9 protein-coding genes are annotated in these 15,139 nt (G+C 66.7%); 1 reads left to right on the top strand and 8 read right to left on the bottom strand.

Going from position 1 to position 15,139, the window contains the following annotated elements; genetic code table 11:
• Positions 1-43: 43 nt before the first annotated feature.
• The 8 genes from N5C18_RS15950 to prpB form a co-directional block, all read right to left on the bottom strand.
• Positions 44-4,951 (bottom strand): alpha-2-macroglobulin, encoded by a 4,908-nt coding sequence (locus tag N5C18_RS15950; RefSeq protein WP_279945097.1) that lies wholly within the window; start codon positions 4,949-4,951, stop codon positions 44-46.
• A 176-nt stretch (positions 4,952-5,127) separates the two neighbouring features.
• The gene (locus N5C18_RS15955; RefSeq protein ID WP_279945099.1) at positions 5,128-6,588 is read right to left on the bottom strand and encodes a bifunctional 2-methylcitrate dehydratase/aconitate hydratase; all 1,461 of its coding nucleotides are present in this window, start codon (positions 6,586-6,588) and stop codon (positions 5,128-5,130) included.
• A 71-nt stretch (positions 6,589-6,659) separates the two neighbouring features.
• Complete coding sequence (gene prpF, locus N5C18_RS15960) at positions 6,660-7,838, bottom strand: 2-methylaconitate cis-trans isomerase PrpF (RefSeq protein ID WP_279945100.1); 1,179 nt, start codon at positions 7,836-7,838, stop codon at positions 6,660-6,662.
• Positions 7,839-7,841: 3 nt separating this feature from the next.
• On the bottom strand, positions 7,842-8,204 hold the full coding sequence (locus N5C18_RS15965; protein WP_006463488.1) for a type II toxin-antitoxin system RelE/ParE family toxin: 363 nt from the start codon (positions 8,202-8,204) through the stop codon (positions 7,842-7,844).
• Positions 8,201-8,443 carry a type II toxin-antitoxin system ParD family antitoxin gene (locus N5C18_RS15970; RefSeq protein WP_279945101.1) on the bottom strand — a complete coding sequence of 81 codons (243 nt, stop codon included), beginning with the start codon at positions 8,441-8,443 and terminating at the stop codon, positions 8,201-8,203. The genes N5C18_RS15965 and N5C18_RS15970 overlap by 4 nt, the downstream gene beginning before the upstream one ends.
• 100 nt (positions 8,444-8,543) lie before the next feature.
• Complete coding sequence (gene acnD / locus N5C18_RS15975) at positions 8,544-11,162, bottom strand: Fe/S-dependent 2-methylisocitrate dehydratase AcnD (RefSeq protein WP_279945102.1); 2,619 nt, start codon at positions 11,160-11,162, stop codon at positions 8,544-8,546.
• Between the two features lie 97 nt (positions 11,163-11,259).
• Entirely contained in the window at positions 11,260-12,417 is a 1,158-nt protein-coding gene (prpC, locus tag N5C18_RS15980; RefSeq protein WP_279945103.1) for a 2-methylcitrate synthase, read from the bottom strand.
• Between the two features lie 36 nt (positions 12,418-12,453).
• A complete protein-coding gene (gene prpB / locus N5C18_RS15985) occupies positions 12,454-13,347 on the bottom strand; it encodes a methylisocitrate lyase (RefSeq protein WP_010482769.1) in 894 nt (297 codons plus the stop codon).
• Positions 13,348-13,510: 163 nt separating this feature from the next.
• Between prpB and prpR the strand changes: the two genes are divergently transcribed.
• Complete coding sequence (prpR, locus tag N5C18_RS15990) at positions 13,511-15,094, top strand: propionate catabolism operon regulatory protein PrpR (RefSeq protein WP_279945104.1); 1,584 nt, start codon at positions 13,511-13,513, stop codon at positions 15,092-15,094.
• Positions 15,095-15,139: the final 45 nt, after the last annotated feature.

The raw sequence follows: 15,139 nt of genomic DNA on the forward strand, positions 1-15,139 counted from the left end.
TTGCCAGTGGGACGGGCCGCGCCGTCGCGGCCCGTCCGCGCGGTCACGGCTGCACCACCGTGATCGTGGTCGGGTTGCTGCGGCCCACGCCACGCAGCTGCGGGCGGTACATGTCCTCCACCAGCGGCGGCGGCACCGAGTAGGTACCCGGGGTCACCGCACGCACCAGGTAGAACACGCTGGCCTTGCTGCCACGCGAGAGCTTCAGCGCGGCCACATAGCGGTCGTCGCGGAACTCCTCGTGCTTGGTGTCGGCCGCTTCACCACGGTCGCTGATGGTGATGCCATCGACCACCACGTCGGCCCACTGCTTGGCATCGCCCAGGTTGAAGTTCTCGATCTCCAGGCCGGCCGGCAGCAGGTCGGTCAGCAGCGCGTCGGGCATCGTGGTATCGGCGGTGACGGTGACGCGCACGATCAGCGCCTCGCCTTCCTTCAGCGGGCGCGGCGACCATGGCTTGCCATCGGTTCCGTAGTAGCTGCGCTCGATGCCGAGCACGCTGTTGTCCGGTGCCGGCGCGCTGCGCGGGATGCCGGCCACGTCGATGCTGGCGAACATCGGCGGCTGGCCCTGCGGGGTGAAGCGCACGCCACTGGCCAGTTCGCTGGCGCTGAAGTTGCGGCCGAACAGCTTGCGTTCGCTGATCGCTTCGGTCGTGCCGCCGATCACCAGCTCACCGGCCACCAGCGCCTTCTGGTTGGCAGCCAGGGCCTTGCCGAGGCGGGCGATGGCCACCTGTTCCTGCGTGCTCAGCCACATCCAGCCGGCATTGCGGCGCGCATCCAGGCCACGGCCCAGATCCACCGCACGCGCATCCCAGGCCGGCTTGGCCAGCTTGTTTTCGTGGGTCAGCGCGATCATCAGCGCGTCATCACGGATCGCGCTGCCGTAGTCGCCGAAGTACGACGGGCGTTCGCTGCTGGACTTGGCGAAGGCCGCGGCCAATGCCGCCTGGCCACGCTTGGCATCGCCCTGCAGCGACAGCGCCACGCCCAGGTGGACCAGCGACAGGCCGCCGACCGCCTTGCTGCGCTCGTTGTCGTACAGCGTGCGCAGGGTACCCAGCGGCGCGCGGTTCACCCGGGCCAGCACATAGCCCGAATACGCCTGGTTGGCGAACTTCAGCTTCTCGCGGTCGTCCTGGCCGTAGAACTGGTTGCCACCGGACAGCAGGTCCTCGCTGAGGCGGTTGAGCGCCTTCTGCAGCACGTTGTCGGGCACCGCGAAGCCGGCATCCTTGGCGTCGAGCAGGAACTCGGTGATGTAAGGGGTCAGCCACGGGTTCACGTAGCCATCGTCACCCCACATCGAGAAGTTGCCGTTGGCCACCTGCATCGACGCCAGGCGGCCGAACGCGCCTTCCATGCGCTCGCGGCGGGTCTTGGCGTCCAGGCCGTCGGCGCCAAGCATCGACGACGTGGCCTGATCCAGGATCAGCGCGGCGTAACCCTTGCTGGTGGTCTGCTCGGCACAGCCATACGGGTAGTTCAGCGCGCCCTGCAGCGCACTGGCGAACGGGATCGGTGGCAGCGGGCTGACCAGCAGGCGTGCATTCACCGACTCGGACATCAGGCCATCGGTCAGGCTGTTGTCGAGGCTGACCGCGGCCAGCGGATCGAGCGTGCGCACCTGCGAGCGCAGCACCTGCGGCCACGCCGCACGCACCGGCAGGTCATAGCGGCGATCGGCCTTGAAGCCGTTGCCGTCCACGCGTACCCGCACCCTGGCCACGCTGTGGCCCTCGCGTGCCGACAGCGGGAAGCTCAGCGTGGTCTTGGCATCGGCATTCAGCTGCACGCTGCGGCTGCCCTCGCCCAGGTTGAGCGGCCCCTCGCTTTCCACCTTCACATTGAACTGGCCCGGCTTGCCGGTGAAGTTCTGCACGTCCAGGGTCACGGTGCTGCGGTCGCCCGGCGCCAGCACGCGCGGCATGCTGGCCTCGGCCAGGATCGGCGCACGCACCACGGTTTCCACGTCACGCTTGCCGTACTGGTCATCGCTGTAGACCAGTGCCGACACGCGCAGGGTGCCGTTGAAGTCCGGCACCTTCAGGCGGATGCGGGCGATGCCCTTGGCATCGAGCTGCACCGGGCCGGAGAACAGGTCCACGGTCTGCACGCGGGCGGTGGGGCGCTTGGCCTGCGGCAACGCCTGCAGGGCCATGTCACCGCCGAACTTCAGCTTGCCGGCGCCACCGTCGAAGCTCTCGATCACCCGGCTGTAGATGTCGTAGGCATCAATGCCGAGGCGACGCTGCGCGAAGAAGTGCGCGCCGGCATCCGGCACCGGGAAGCGGGTGATGTTGAGGATGCCCACATCCACCGCCGACACGGTGACGTGTGCGGTCTTGCCCGCCAGCTGCGGTGCGCTGACCGTTACCGGCAGGTCCTGCTCCGGGCGCATCTGCTTGGGCGCGACCAGGCCGACGGCCACGGTGCGGCCCTTGCGGTCCATCGGCACATGCACCACGCCCACGGCACGGGCCGGGGTGATCTTGCTCGGCGCACTGCCGCCGCGGAACACCAGCGCGGTGATGTAGACGTCGTGGCGCTCCCAGTCGGCGGTGACCGGAATCTTGAAGGTCGAACCCGGCTTGGCCTCGATGTCCTGCACGTACAGCATGCGGTCGGTCTCGACCATCAGGATGCCCTTGCCGGCGTGCGGCGGGGTCACCGTCACTTCCAAGGTGTCACCGGCCTTGTAGCCGGTCTTGTCCAGGCCCAGCTTGACCTTGTCCGGGCGCGCGTCCAGGCCGCGGTTGTCATCGCCCCAGCTCCAGCCGGCGCGGAACGGGTAGCGGCTGGTCAGGCCGGTGGACGGATCGAACACGTCCACCCGGTACTCGCCCCACTCCACCGGGAAATCGAAGGCGACCGCGCTGCTGCCGGCATCGACGGTACGGGTTTCCTTGTTCTCGAAGCGGCGGGTGAAATCGTAGTCCCAGCGGTTGTCGTTGAAGGTCCAGTGGTAATCGCGCAGTTCGCGCACCAGGGTGACCTTCAGGCCCTTGGCCGGCTGCGGGTTACCGGCGGCGTCCACGCGCATCAGCTCGAAGCGCGCATTGCCGTTGGAATCGGCACCATCATCGGGGTTGAACAGCGGGCGCACGCCGACCAGCGCGTTGGCCGGCCACATCACCCGCTTCAGGGTACGGGTGACCGTGCGGCCACCGGTCTCGTACAGGCTGCCGGACAGCACCACCGCGATCGGCGCCTTGGCCTTGGCCGCCTCTTCCGGCAACGCCACGTCCTCGCGCAGCTGGCCATTGGCCGGCAGCGTGGTATCGATCACGTCCTTGGCTTCGCGCGGCAGCTGCAGGGTCGGGTCGCCGAAGAAATACCCCGGCAGGCCGTCCACCGGCTTCTGTTCGGCCGCCACCGCCATGCGCGCGGTGAAGCGGTTGCCATCGGCCGGCGCGCCATACAGGTAAGCGCCATTGGCCTGCAGGCGCAGCGCCTCGCCCGGCTTCAGGGTCTTCTGCGCGCTGTCCAGGTCCAGCTTCATGCGCTCGGGCAGGAACTCCTCGATGCGCAGGGTCATGCCCTGGATCGCTTCCTTGCTGGCCGGGTCGGTGCGGAACTCGACCTGCCAGCGCCCGGTCGGCGCCTCGGCCGGAATCACCTGTTCGAAGTTGATGTAACCCTGGTCGCCCGGCTGCAGGCGGGTCTCACGGAAGGTCTTGCCGTCGGGCTGCTTCAGGCGCAGGAATACCGGCTGAGCCTTGACCGGCTTGCCATCGTTGTCGCGCAGCAGTACGGACAGGCGCACGGTCTCGCCCGGGCGATACAGGTCACGCCCCGACCACGCGTAGACGTCGAACCAGGCATTGTCACGACCGGCCACGGCGAATTCGCTCAGGTCCAGCGCCGGCTGGTTGAACGGCAGGAAGCTGGTGTCCTTGCCGCTGCTGGCGACCAGCACGTGGGTCGCATCCAGGGTGTAGTTCAGCAACGCGTTGCCGTTGCCGTCGGTGCTGCCCTTCAGGACCACCTCGCCCTTGGCATCGAGTACGCGCAGGTCGATGCCCTTCAGCGGCGCGCCGTCCTTCAGGCCGGCGGTGTGCACGAACAGCTTGTCCTTGTAGGCACGGGTATGCAGGCCGATGTCACTGACCGAGAAGAACGCGGTATCGAACTCGCCTTCGTAGTCACCGGTGCGCTTGAGCAGGGCGAAGTACAGGCCCGGCTCCTGCAGCTCCTTGATGTCCTGGGTCGGCAGGTAGGTCAGCACCCGCTCGTTCTGCTTGCCACCGAGGATGAAGCGGTTGACGTAGACCGGCTCGGCCAGCTTGTTGATCGGGCTGCGCTCGTAGTCGCTGCTCAGTTCCCAGCTGCCACGGCGGCCGCCGCGCTGGTACTGGCTGAAGAAGGTCGGCAGGTCCTTCTCGCGCACGCGCAGGAACTCGACGTCGACCTCCGGCACGTTCACCGAGACCACCGGCAGGCCGCGGCTGTCCTTGGCCGGCAGCACGCTGCCCTGCGAGGCGAAACCGACCACCGGCTTCAGCTCGCCGCTGAATACCTTCTGCTTCAGCTCCTTGCCCAGCCGGCTGCCATCGGCGGCCAGCAGGTCGGCCGAGACCACCAGGCTGAATTCCTTGCCGGCCTCGACGAACGGATAGCGCAGGGTCAGGCCGTCGTCGGACAGCGTCCAGCTGCTGTCATCGGTGCCGACCTTCTCCTCGAAGCGCACCAGCTTGTCGAAGTCCTGGGTGCCGACCAGCGGGCGCGAGAACTCCAGCGCCAGCGACAGGCCGTCATTCTTCTGGTCCGGGTAAGCGCGCAGCAGGGTGAATTCCTTCACCTGCTCGGACTTGGCGGTGATGGCTTCACCGCTGGTCTTGGGCAACTGCCCACTGTCGTTGCGGCAGCCGGCCAAGCCCAGCAACAGGCCTCCTGCCAGTACCGCCGCCGCCCATCCCCACCGCTTCCGCCGCGCCGGACCGCTCATGTCGTCACTCCTTGATCGAGGTGGCCATTATAGGCGCGCCGCGTCAAGGTGTTGACGCGAATCCGGCAATTGCCCGGGGCGGGTAGTGCCGGCCGCTGGCCGGCAGGACCGGTAGATGCCAACCTTGGTTGGCATTGGCCCCGTGCCAACCAAGGTTGGCACCCACCAACGCGCCCCTACCCCGGCAGGTACAGGTCCACGTAGTCGGTCACCGGCATCGCCGCCAGCGCCACCGGGTCCAGCGACGCTGCCAGGATGCGTTGCTGCTGGACGGTCGGGAAACGGTGGGCCAGGTGCCGGCGGAACTTGTCCATCAGCAGCGGAATGCCTTCCTCGCGGCGCCGGGCATGGCCCAGCGGGTACTCCACCAGCACCTCCGGCAGTTCGCTGCCATCGGTGAAACGCACGCTCAGGCCGTTGGCGATGCTGCGCTTGTCCGGGTCAAGGTAATCGGCGCTGAGCCGTGGGTCTTCATGGCAGGCCATCTTCGCGCGCAGCGCGTCGATGCGCGGATCGGCGGCAACGTCGTCCTCGTAATCCTCGGCCACCAGCCGCCCATGCAGCAGCGCGATGGCGACCATGTACTGCACGCAGTGGTCGCGGTCGGCCGGATTGTGCAGCGGGCCTTGCTTGTCGATGATGCGGATGCAGGCTTCCTGGGTGCGGATCGCGATATGCGCGATGTCTTCGACCCGGCGCCCCGTCGCGCGCAGCTGCTGGTGCAGCGTGATCGCGGCCTCGACCGCGGTCTGGCCGTGGAACTCGGCCGGGTAGCTGATCTTGAACAGCACGTTCTCCATCACATAGCTGCCCAGCGGCCGCCCCAGCGTCAGCTGCTGGCCATGCATCGACACTGCCTCAAAGCCCCAGGTCGGTGCGCTCAGCACGCTTAGGTAACCCATCTCGCCACTGGCCGCCATCAAGGCGAGGCGCACGCCACGGCTGGTCGCATCGCCCGCCGCCCAGCTCTTGCGCGAGCCGGTGTTGGGCGCATGACGGTAGGTCCGCAGCGCCTGGCCATCAACCCAGGCCAGCGACAGCGCATTGAGCATGCGTTCGCGATCCAGCCCGAGCAGGTGCGCGACCACCGCCGTGGTGGCCACCTTGACCAGCACCACATGGTCCAACCCGACCCGGTTGAACGAATTCTGCAGGGCCAGCACGCCTTGGATCTCGTGCGCCTTGATCATCGCCAGCAGCACGTCATGCAGGGTCGGCGGCGCGCGACGCAGGGCCTGTGCGTTTCGCCCCAGCCAATCGCAGACGGCGAGGATGCCACCGAGATTGTCCGAGGGATGACCCCATTCGGCGGCCAGCCAGGTGTCGTTGAAATCCAGCCAGCGCACCATCGCGCCGAGGTTGAAGGCGGCCTGCACCGGGTCCAGCACGTAGTGCGTACCCGGCACGCGCGCGCCGTTGACCACGCTGATGCCCGGCACCAGCGGCCCGAGCAGCTTGCTGCAGGCCGGGAAGGACAACGCTTCCAGCCCGCAGCCCAGCGTATCGAGCAGGCAGTGATGCGCGGTCTGGAACGCCAGCGGTGAGTCGATGCGCGCGTCGCGCACGTAGTCGACAATGTCCACCAGCAGCGCATCCCACGCTGCACGTTCGTTGGATGGAACGGGGTTGCTGGACATCGTCGATCTCCTCGTTGCGGTGCACGGTTGCCCGTGCACCAAGCCAACCAAGGTTGGCAGCTACCAGAGCACTATTCGGCCGGCACCCGCACCTTGCCTTCCATCAATACGCGGGCACTGCGGCTCATGATGGCCTTGGTCACCGTCCACTGGCCGTCAACGCGGCCGGCCTGCGCGCCCACGCGCAGCGTGCCGGAGGGATGGCCGAAGGTCACCGCCTCGCGTTCGCCGCCACCGGCGGCACGATTGACCAGGGTGCCTGGAATCGCCGCCGCGGTGCCGATCGCCACGGCCGCGGTACCCATCATCGCGTGGTGCAGCTTGCCCATCGACAGCGCGCGCGCGTGCAGGTCGATGGCCGAGGCCGCAATGGCCTTGCCGCTGGACGACACGTAGTCCTGTGCCGGCGCCACGAAGGCCACCTTCGGCGTGTGCTGGCGGGTGGCGGCGTCTTCCAGTTTCGAGATCAGGCCCATGCGCAGCGCTCCATGCGCACGGATGGCTTCGAACTTCTGCAGCGCCGCCTTGTCCTCGTTGATCGCCGGCTGCAGTTCGGTGCCGGTGTAGCCCAGGTCGGCGGCGTTGAGGAAGATGGTCGGAATACCGGCGGTGATCATGGTCACCTCGAAGCTGCCCACGCCGGGTACGTCGAGGGTGTCCACCAGATTGCCGGTGGGGAACATCGCGCCGGCATCACCGTCGTCGGAGGGATCGATGAATTCCAGCTGGATTTCGGCGGCCGGGAAGGTCACGCCATCCAGCTCGAAATCGCCGGTCTCCTGCACTTGCCCATCGCGCATCGGCACGTGGGCGATGATGGTCTTGCCGATGTTGGCCTGCCAGATGCGCACGGTGCACAGGCCATCGCGCGGCACGAGGGCGGGATCGATCAGGCCGTTGGCAATCGCGAACGGGCCGACCGCGGTGCTGAGATTGCCGCAGTTGCCGCTCCAATCGACGAAGGCGGTTTCGATCGAGACCTGGCCGTACAGATAATCCACGTCGTGGTCAGGCACCGAAGCGGCGGAAATGATCACGCACTTGCTGGTGCTGGAGGTGGCACCGCCCATGCCGTCGGTCTGCTTGCCATACGGATCGGGCGAACCGATCACGCGCATCAGCAGTGCATCGCGTGCGGCGCCCGGCACCTGCGCGGCTTCAGGCAGATCCTGCAGGCGGAAGAACACGCCCTTGCTGGTGCCACCGCGCATGTAGGTGGCGGGAATACGGAGTTGGGGAAGGAAGGTCATGGATCAGTATCCTGGTTGCGACGAACCAATATCGAGGTTGAGCTCCTCGTCTTCGAACAGTGCTTCCATGCCCCGCGAAGCATTCCAGATGCGCACGATGGAAACGTGCGCAGGTAGCTCCACGTAGTAGACCAGGTAGCCGTCGAAGCGACGAACCGGATGAAAACGCAATGGCGCTGGCAGCGAGGGCAACAGACCCGCATGCAGTGCGGAACCGGCACCGGGGTGGGCCTCGATCAGCTTTACAACAGATTCCACCGCATCGATGAAGCCGATTTCCAGCACTTCCCCGCCTTGATCTGCATACCAGCCTGCTGCCTGGTCAAGATCTCGAACCGCTGCAGGGAACCAATGCGAGGGTTTCACTTGCGGTTCCGTGCACGCTCACGCAGCTTGTCGAAGTGATCCGGCGGCAGAGGCGCCGAAGGCCCCGACGCCAGCCCCTCTGCAATCAGCTGCTTGAGCAGCTCTTCAGCCTTGATGCGCTGACGCTGGCGGATCAGGTCACGCACATAATCCGACGTACTGGAGTAGCCGCCTTCGCGCACTTCTTCGTCCACGAACTGCTTGAGCGGATCGGTCAGCGAAATGTTCATGGTGGCCATGAAACCCTCCATTGGCAGTTTTTGCCAAGTCAGTGTGCGCCCTGCCCAGGTGTCGGACAAGCCCGCCCCCGGTCTCTGGGGGCAGGCATTCAGCCCGGCATCACGCCACCCTGGCGCCTTCCAGGAAATCCTGGGCGAAGCGCTGCAGCACGCCACCGGCCTCGTAGATCGCCACTTCCTCGTCGCTGTCCAGGCGGCAGGTGACCGGCACGATCACGTCCTGGCCGTCGCGGCGGTGGATGACCAGGGTCAGCTCGGCACGCGGAGTACGCTCGCCGACCACGTCGAAGGTCTCGCTGCCGTCGATGCCCAGGGTCAGCCGGGTGGTGCCCGGCTTGAACTCCAGCGGCAGCACGCCCATGCCGATCAGGTTGGTACGGTGAATCCGCTCGAAGCCCTCGGCCACGATCGCTTCCACGCCGGCCAGGCGCACGCCCTTGGCGGCCCAGTCACGCGAGCTGCCCTGGCCGTAGTCGGCGCCGGCGATGATGATCAGCGGCTGCTTGCGGTCCATGTAGGTTTCGATCGCTTCCCACATGCGCATGACCTTGCCTTCCGGCTCCACGCGCGCCAGCGAACCCTGCTTCACGCTGCCGTCGTCGTTGCGCACCATCTCGTTGAACAGCTTCGGATTGGCGAACGTGGCGCGCTGCGCGGTCAGGTGGTCGCCGCGGTGGGTGGCGTACGAATTGAAGTCTTCTTCCGGCAAACCCATCTTCGCCAGGTATTCACCAGCGGCACTCGACGCCATGATCGCGTTGGACGGCGACAGGTGGTCGGTGGTGATGTTGTCCGGCAGCACGGCCAGCGCGCGCATGCCGGCCAGCGTGCGCTCACCGGCCAATGCACCCTCCCAGTACGGCGGGCGGCGGATGTAGGTGCTCTGCGGGCGCCAGTCGTACAGCGGGCTGACTGCGGCACCATGCTCCACGCGCACGTTGAACATCGGGTTGTAGACCTTGCGGAACTGCTCGGGCTTCACCGAAGCCTTCACCACGGCATCGATTTCAGCATCGCTCGGCCAGATGTCCTTCAGGCGCACTTCGTTGCCGTCGGCATCCACACCCAGCACGTCCTTCTCGATATCGAAGCGGACAGTGCCGGCGATGGCGTAGGCGATCACCAGCGGCGGCGAAGCCAGGAAGGCCTGCTTGGCGTACGGATGGATGCGGCCATCGAAGTTGCGGTTGCCCGACAGCACAGCCGTGGCGTACAGGTCACGGTCGATGATTTCCTGCTGGATCTTCGGGTCCAGCGCGCCACTCATGCCGTTGCAGGTGGTGCAGGCAAACGCCACGATGCCGAAGCCCAGCTGTTCCAGGTCCGGCAGCAGGCCGGACTCTTCCAGGTACAGCTGCACGGCCTTCGAGCCCGGCGCCAGCGACGACTTCACCCACGGCTTGCGCTGCAGGCCACGCGCATTGGCATTGCGCGCCAGCAATGCGGCGGCGATCACGTTGCGCGGATTGGAGGTATTGGTGCAGCTGGTGATGGCCGCGATGATCACTGCACCATCGGGCATCAGGCCCTGCGCCTGCTCGGCCTTGCCCGCTTCCAGCTTGGCTTCGTCGGCAATGCCGCGCTCGGCCAGCTCGGCGGTGGCCACGCGCTTGTGCGGGTTGGACGGGCCGGCCATGTTGCGCACCACGCTGGACAGGTCGAAACGCAGCACGCGCTCGTACTGCGTTGTGGCCAGGTCATCGGCCCACAGGCCGGTGGTGCGCGCATAGTTTTCCACCAGCGCCACCTGCGATTCCTCGCGGCCGGTCAGGCGCAGGTAATCGATGGTCTGCGCGTCGATGTAGAACATCGCCGCGGTCGCGCCGTATTCCGGGCACATGTTGGAGATGGTGGCGCGGTCACCGATGGTCAGTGCCGCCGCACCCTCGCCGAAGAATTCCAGCCACGCGCCGACCACGCGCTCCTTGCGCAGGAACTCGGTCAGGGCCAGCACCACGTCGGTGGCGGTGATGCCCGGCTGCGGGCGACCACGCAGTTCGACGCCGACGGTATCGGGCAGGCGCATCCATGAGGCGCGGCCCAGCATCACGTTCTCCGCCTCCAGTCCGCCTACACCGATCGCGATCACACCCAGCGCATCCACGTGCGGGGTATGGCTGTCGGTGCCCACGCAGGTATCGGGGAACGCAACACCGTCCTGCACGTAGACCACCGGCGACATCTTCTCCAGGTTGATCTGATGCATGATGCCGTTGCCGGGCGGAATCACGTCCACGTTCTGGAACGCCAGCTTGGTCCAGTCGATGAAGTGGAAACGGTCTTCGTTGCGGCGATCCTCGATGGCACGGTTCTTCTCGAACGCCTGCGGGTCGTAACCACCACACTCCACCGCCAGCGAGTGATCGACGATCAGCTGCACCGGCACCACCGGATTGACCTTGGCCGGATCACCGCCCTTGTCGGCGATCGCATCGCGCAGACCAGCCAGATCGACCAATGCGGTCTGGCCGAGGATGTCATGGCAGACCACGCGGGCCGGGAACCACGGGAAATCGAGGTCGCGACGGCGCTCGATCAGCTGCTTCAGCGAATCACTGAGCGTGGCCGGATCGCAGCGACGCACCAGGTTCTCGGCCAGCACGCGCGAGGTGTACGGCAGGGTGGCATAGGCGCCGGGCTGGATCGCATCGACGGCGGCACGCGCGTCGAAATAATCCAGCGTGCTGCCGGGAAGGGTCTTGCGGTAATCGGTATTCATGGGCTGGCGGAGTACTTGGGGCGGGCCGGGTGCCGGCGGTGCGGCGGCGAAAGCATCCGGCCGGCGCAAGGCCGGCCGGATGGATACAGCAGGTGGATCAGACGCGCTTGTCGATGGCGACGAAGTCGCGGTCTTCCGGGCCGATGTAGTTGGCGCTCGGGCGGATGATCTTGCCGTCGATGCGCTGCTCGACGATGTGCGCGCTCCAGCCGGCGGTGCGGGCGATCACGAACAGGGGGGTGAACATGGCGGTCGGCACGCCCATCATGTGGTAGCTGACGGCGCTGAACCAGTCCAGGTTCGGGAACATCTTCTTGATGTCCCACATCACCGATTCCAGGCGCTCGGCGATGTCGTACATCTTCATGCTCGACTGTTCCTCGGACAGCTCGCGGGCGACGTCCTTGATCACCTTGTTGCGCGGATCGGAGACGGTGTAGACCGGGTGGCCGAAACCGATCACCACTTCCTTGCGCTCGACGCGGGCCTTGATGTCGTCCTCGGCCTCGTCCGGGTTGTCGTAGCGCTTCTGCACTTCGAACGCCACTTCGTTGGCGCCGCCATGCTTCGGGCCGCGCAGCGCGCCGATGCCACCGCAGATCGCGCTGTACATGTCGCTGCCGGTGCCGGCGATGACGCGGCAGGTGAAGGTCGAGGCGTTGAACTCGTGCTCGGCGTACAGGATCAGCGAGGTGTGCATCGCCTTCACCCACGAATCCTGCGGCTTCTCGCCATGCAGCAGGTGCAGGAAGTGGCCGCCGATCGAGTCATCGTCGGTTTCCACGTCGATGGCGCGGCCGTTGTGGCTCCAGTGGTACCAGTACAGCAGCATCGAACCGAGGCAGGCCATCAGCTTGTCGGCGATGTCACGCGCGCCCGGGTGGTTGTGGTCGTCCTTCTCCGGTGCCACGCAGCCGAGCACCGACACGCCGGTGCGCATCACGTCCATCGGGTGCGCCGACGGCGGCAGTTCCTCCAGCGCGGCCTTGACCGCAGCCGGAATGCCACGCAGCGACTTCAGCTTGGCCTTGTACGAAACCAGCTCGGCGCGGGTCGGCAGCTTGCCGTGCACCAGCAGGTAGGCGATTTCCTCGAACTCGCTGGTGTTGGCCAGGTCCAGGATGTCGTAGCCGCGGTAATGCAGGTCGTTGCCGCTGCGACCGACGCTGCACAGCGCGGTGTTGCCGGCGGCGGTGCCGGACAGGGCGACGGACTTCTTCGGCTTGAAGGTCGGGGTTGCGGTCGTATCGTTCATGTTTTCCCTCCGAAAACTGATGGTGCAGGGTACTGCTTATTTCTTGGCGGCGAACAGGGCATCGAGCTGCTGCTCGAAGGCGTGGTAGCCGATGCGGTCGTAGAGTTCCTCGCGGGTCTGCATGGTCTCCACCACGTTGCGCTGGTGGCCATCGCGGCGGACCGCCTGGTAGACGTTCTCGGCGGCCTTGTTGGCGGCACGGAAGGCCGACAGCGGGAACAGCTGGATGGCGACGCCGGCCGAGGCCAGTTCATCGCGGCTGAACAGCGGGGTGGCACCGAATTCAGTGATGTTGGCCAGCACCGGCACCTTCACCGCATCGACGAAACGGCGGTAGGTGTCCAGGTCGTAGGCGGCCTCGGCGAAGATGCCATCGGCACCGGCCTCGACGCAGGCGATGGCGCGCTCGATGGCCTTGTCCACACCGTCCACCTGGATGGCGTCGGTGCGGGCGATCAGGAAGAAGTCCGGATCGGTCTTGGCGTCGGCCGCGGCCTTCACGCGGTCGACCATTTCACCCTGCGAGACGATTTCCTTGCCCGGGCGGTGGCCACAGCGCTTGGCGCCGACCTGGTCTTCGATATGGCAGGCGGCCGCGCCGGCCTTGATCAGCGACTTCACGGTGCGCGCGATGTTGAACGCGCTCGGGCCGAAGCCGGTGTCGATGTCGACCATCAACGGCAGGTCGCAGACATCGGTGATGCGACGCACGTCCACCAGCACGTCTTCCAGGGTGTTGATGCCCAGGTCCGGCAGGCCCAGCGAGCCGGCGGCAACGCCGCCACCGGACAGGTAGATGGCGCGGAAGCCGGCGCGCTTGGCCAGCAGGGCGTGGTTGGCGTTGATCGCGCCGATCACCTGCAGCGGCGATTCGGCAGCCAGCGCCTCACGGAAGCGGGCACCGGCGGAAAAAGGAGTGGAAGCGGTCATGCGGCAATCCAGGTTGAAGAACGCAGGGGTAGGCGCAAACACCGTGCCAAGCTGCAAGCCGTTGATTTCAAAGGCATGACCATGGCGCAACAATGAAACATATGAAACATATGAAACATTGAAACGGATGTATCATGAAACACCACTCGCCCGTGCCACCGCCATGTACCTGCCCCGCTCGCCCCTGCGCCATGCCGACACCGACCCCGGCCGTCCGGTGATCTGGACGGTCAGCGTCTCGCGCCTGACCGGCCTGCTCGGCGACGTCATTCCCGAGTTCGACCGCCGTGCGCGCATCGAGCAGATCAATCTCGGCTTCGAGGAAGCGGTGGAGGTGATCGGCCAGCGCCTGCGCCGTGAACACTGCGACGTGGTGATTGCCGGGGGCTCCAATGCCGCCTGGCTGCGCGGCCGGCTCGACCTGCCGCTGGTGCCCATCCAGGCCAACGGCTTCGACCTGATGGAGGCACTGGCGCGTGCACGGCGCATCGCCAGCCGCATCGGCCTGGTCACCCACGCCAGTGACGTACCGGTATTCAGCAACTTCCAGCACAGTTTCGGCCTGGATATCGAGCATCGGCGCTTTGTCACCCGCGAGGACGCGCGCGACTGCATCGCAGACCTGCGCGCCAACGGCATCGAGGTGATCGTCGGCACCGGCATGGCCATCGACCACGCCGAGCAGGCCGGCCTGCCGGGCGTGCTGCTGTATTCGGCCGATTCGGTGCGGCAGGCGTTTGAACACGCGCTGGAACTGACCCAGGCGCTGGCCCGCTCCGGTGGCAGCCGGCCGGCAGCGCGCCGGCGCGCCGCCCCGCGCAGTGATGCGCATGCCCTGCTCGGCGACAGCGAGGCAATGGCACAGGTACGCGCGCAGATCGCGCTGTACGCACCACACGACAGCACCGTGCTGGTCACCGGCGAAACCGGTACCGGCAAGGAGCTGGTCGCGCGCCAGCTGCATGCGGCCAGTGGCCGTCGTGGACGCTTCGTGGCGCTGAACTGCGGTGCGATCAGCGAATCATTGCTGGAGGCCGAGCTGTTCGGTTACAGCGATGGCGCCTTCACTGGCGCGCGGCGGGGGGGCCGTGTCGGCCTGGTCGAGGCGGCCGATGGCGGCACCCTGTTCCTGGATGAAATCGGCGAACTGCCACTACCGCTGCAGACCCGCCTGCTGCGGGTGCTGGAAGAACGCGAAGTGCTGCGCGTGGGTGCCACCGAACCGACCCCGGTGGACCTGCGCGTAGTCGCTGCCACCCTGCAGTCACTGGAACAGCGCGCGGCGGCCGGCAGCTTCCGCCGCGATCTGTACTACCGCCTGGCCGCGCTGCGCATCGCCCTGCCCGCGCTGCGTGCGCGGCGCAGTGACATTGCGCTGCTGACCCGGCATTTCTTCCGCCAGCTGCGTGGCATCGACGCGCCGCTGGACGAGGCTGCAATGACCACACTGACCAACGCCGAATGGCCCGGCAACGTGCGTGAGCTTCGCAACCTGGTGGATCGCCTGCGCATCCACTGGCAGCCGGGCGAAGAATTGATCAACACCGCGCGGTTGATGCAGCTGGCACCGGAGCTGATGCGCGAGGGCACCCCTGCCATGCCGGTGGAAAGCAACGGCAAGCGCCCCCCGCGTGCGCAGCTGGAAGCCGTGCTGCAGGAACACCGCAATGACCGCGAAGGCATGGCGCAGGCGCTGGGCGTGTCACGCACCACGCTGTGGCGCTGGCTGCGCGCGGAAGGGCTGTAGAGTCGAGCTTGCTCGACTAGAGAAAATCAGCCGAGCATGGCTCGG

Source organism: Stenotrophomonas sp. GD03930 (assembly GCF_029839665.1).
Lineage (GTDB): Bacteria > Pseudomonadota > Gammaproteobacteria > Xanthomonadales > Xanthomonadaceae > Stenotrophomonas > Stenotrophomonas forensis.

Bases quoted from the DNA above. Each gene is read 5' to 3' on its own strand.
- N5C18_RS15950 (WP_279945097.1), bottom strand. From the start codon at position 4,951: ATGAGCGGTCCGGCGCGGCGGAAGCGGTGGGGATGGGCGGCGGCGGTA.
- N5C18_RS15955 (WP_279945099.1), bottom strand. From the start codon at position 6,588: ATGTCCAGCAACCCCGTTCCATCCAACGAACGTGCAGCGTGGGATGCG.
- prpF (WP_279945100.1), bottom strand. From the start codon at position 7,838: ATGACCTTCCTTCCCCAACTCCGTATTCCCGCCACCTACATGCGCGGT.
- N5C18_RS15970 (WP_279945101.1), bottom strand. From the start codon at position 8,443: ATGGCCACCATGAACATTTCGCTGACCGATCCGCTCAAGCAGTTCGTG.
- acnD (WP_279945102.1), bottom strand. From the start codon at position 11,162: ATGAATACCGATTACCGCAAGACCCTTCCCGGCAGCACGCTGGATTAT.
- prpC (WP_279945103.1), bottom strand. From the start codon at position 12,417: ATGAACGATACGACCGCAACCCCGACCTTCAAGCCGAAGAAGTCCGTC.
- prpB (WP_010482769.1), bottom strand. From the start codon at position 13,347: ATGACCGCTTCCACTCCTTTTTCCGCCGGTGCCCGCTTCCGTGAGGCG.
- prpR (WP_279945104.1), top strand. From the start codon at position 13,511: ATGTACCTGCCCCGCTCGCCCCTGCGCCATGCCGACACCGACCCCGGC.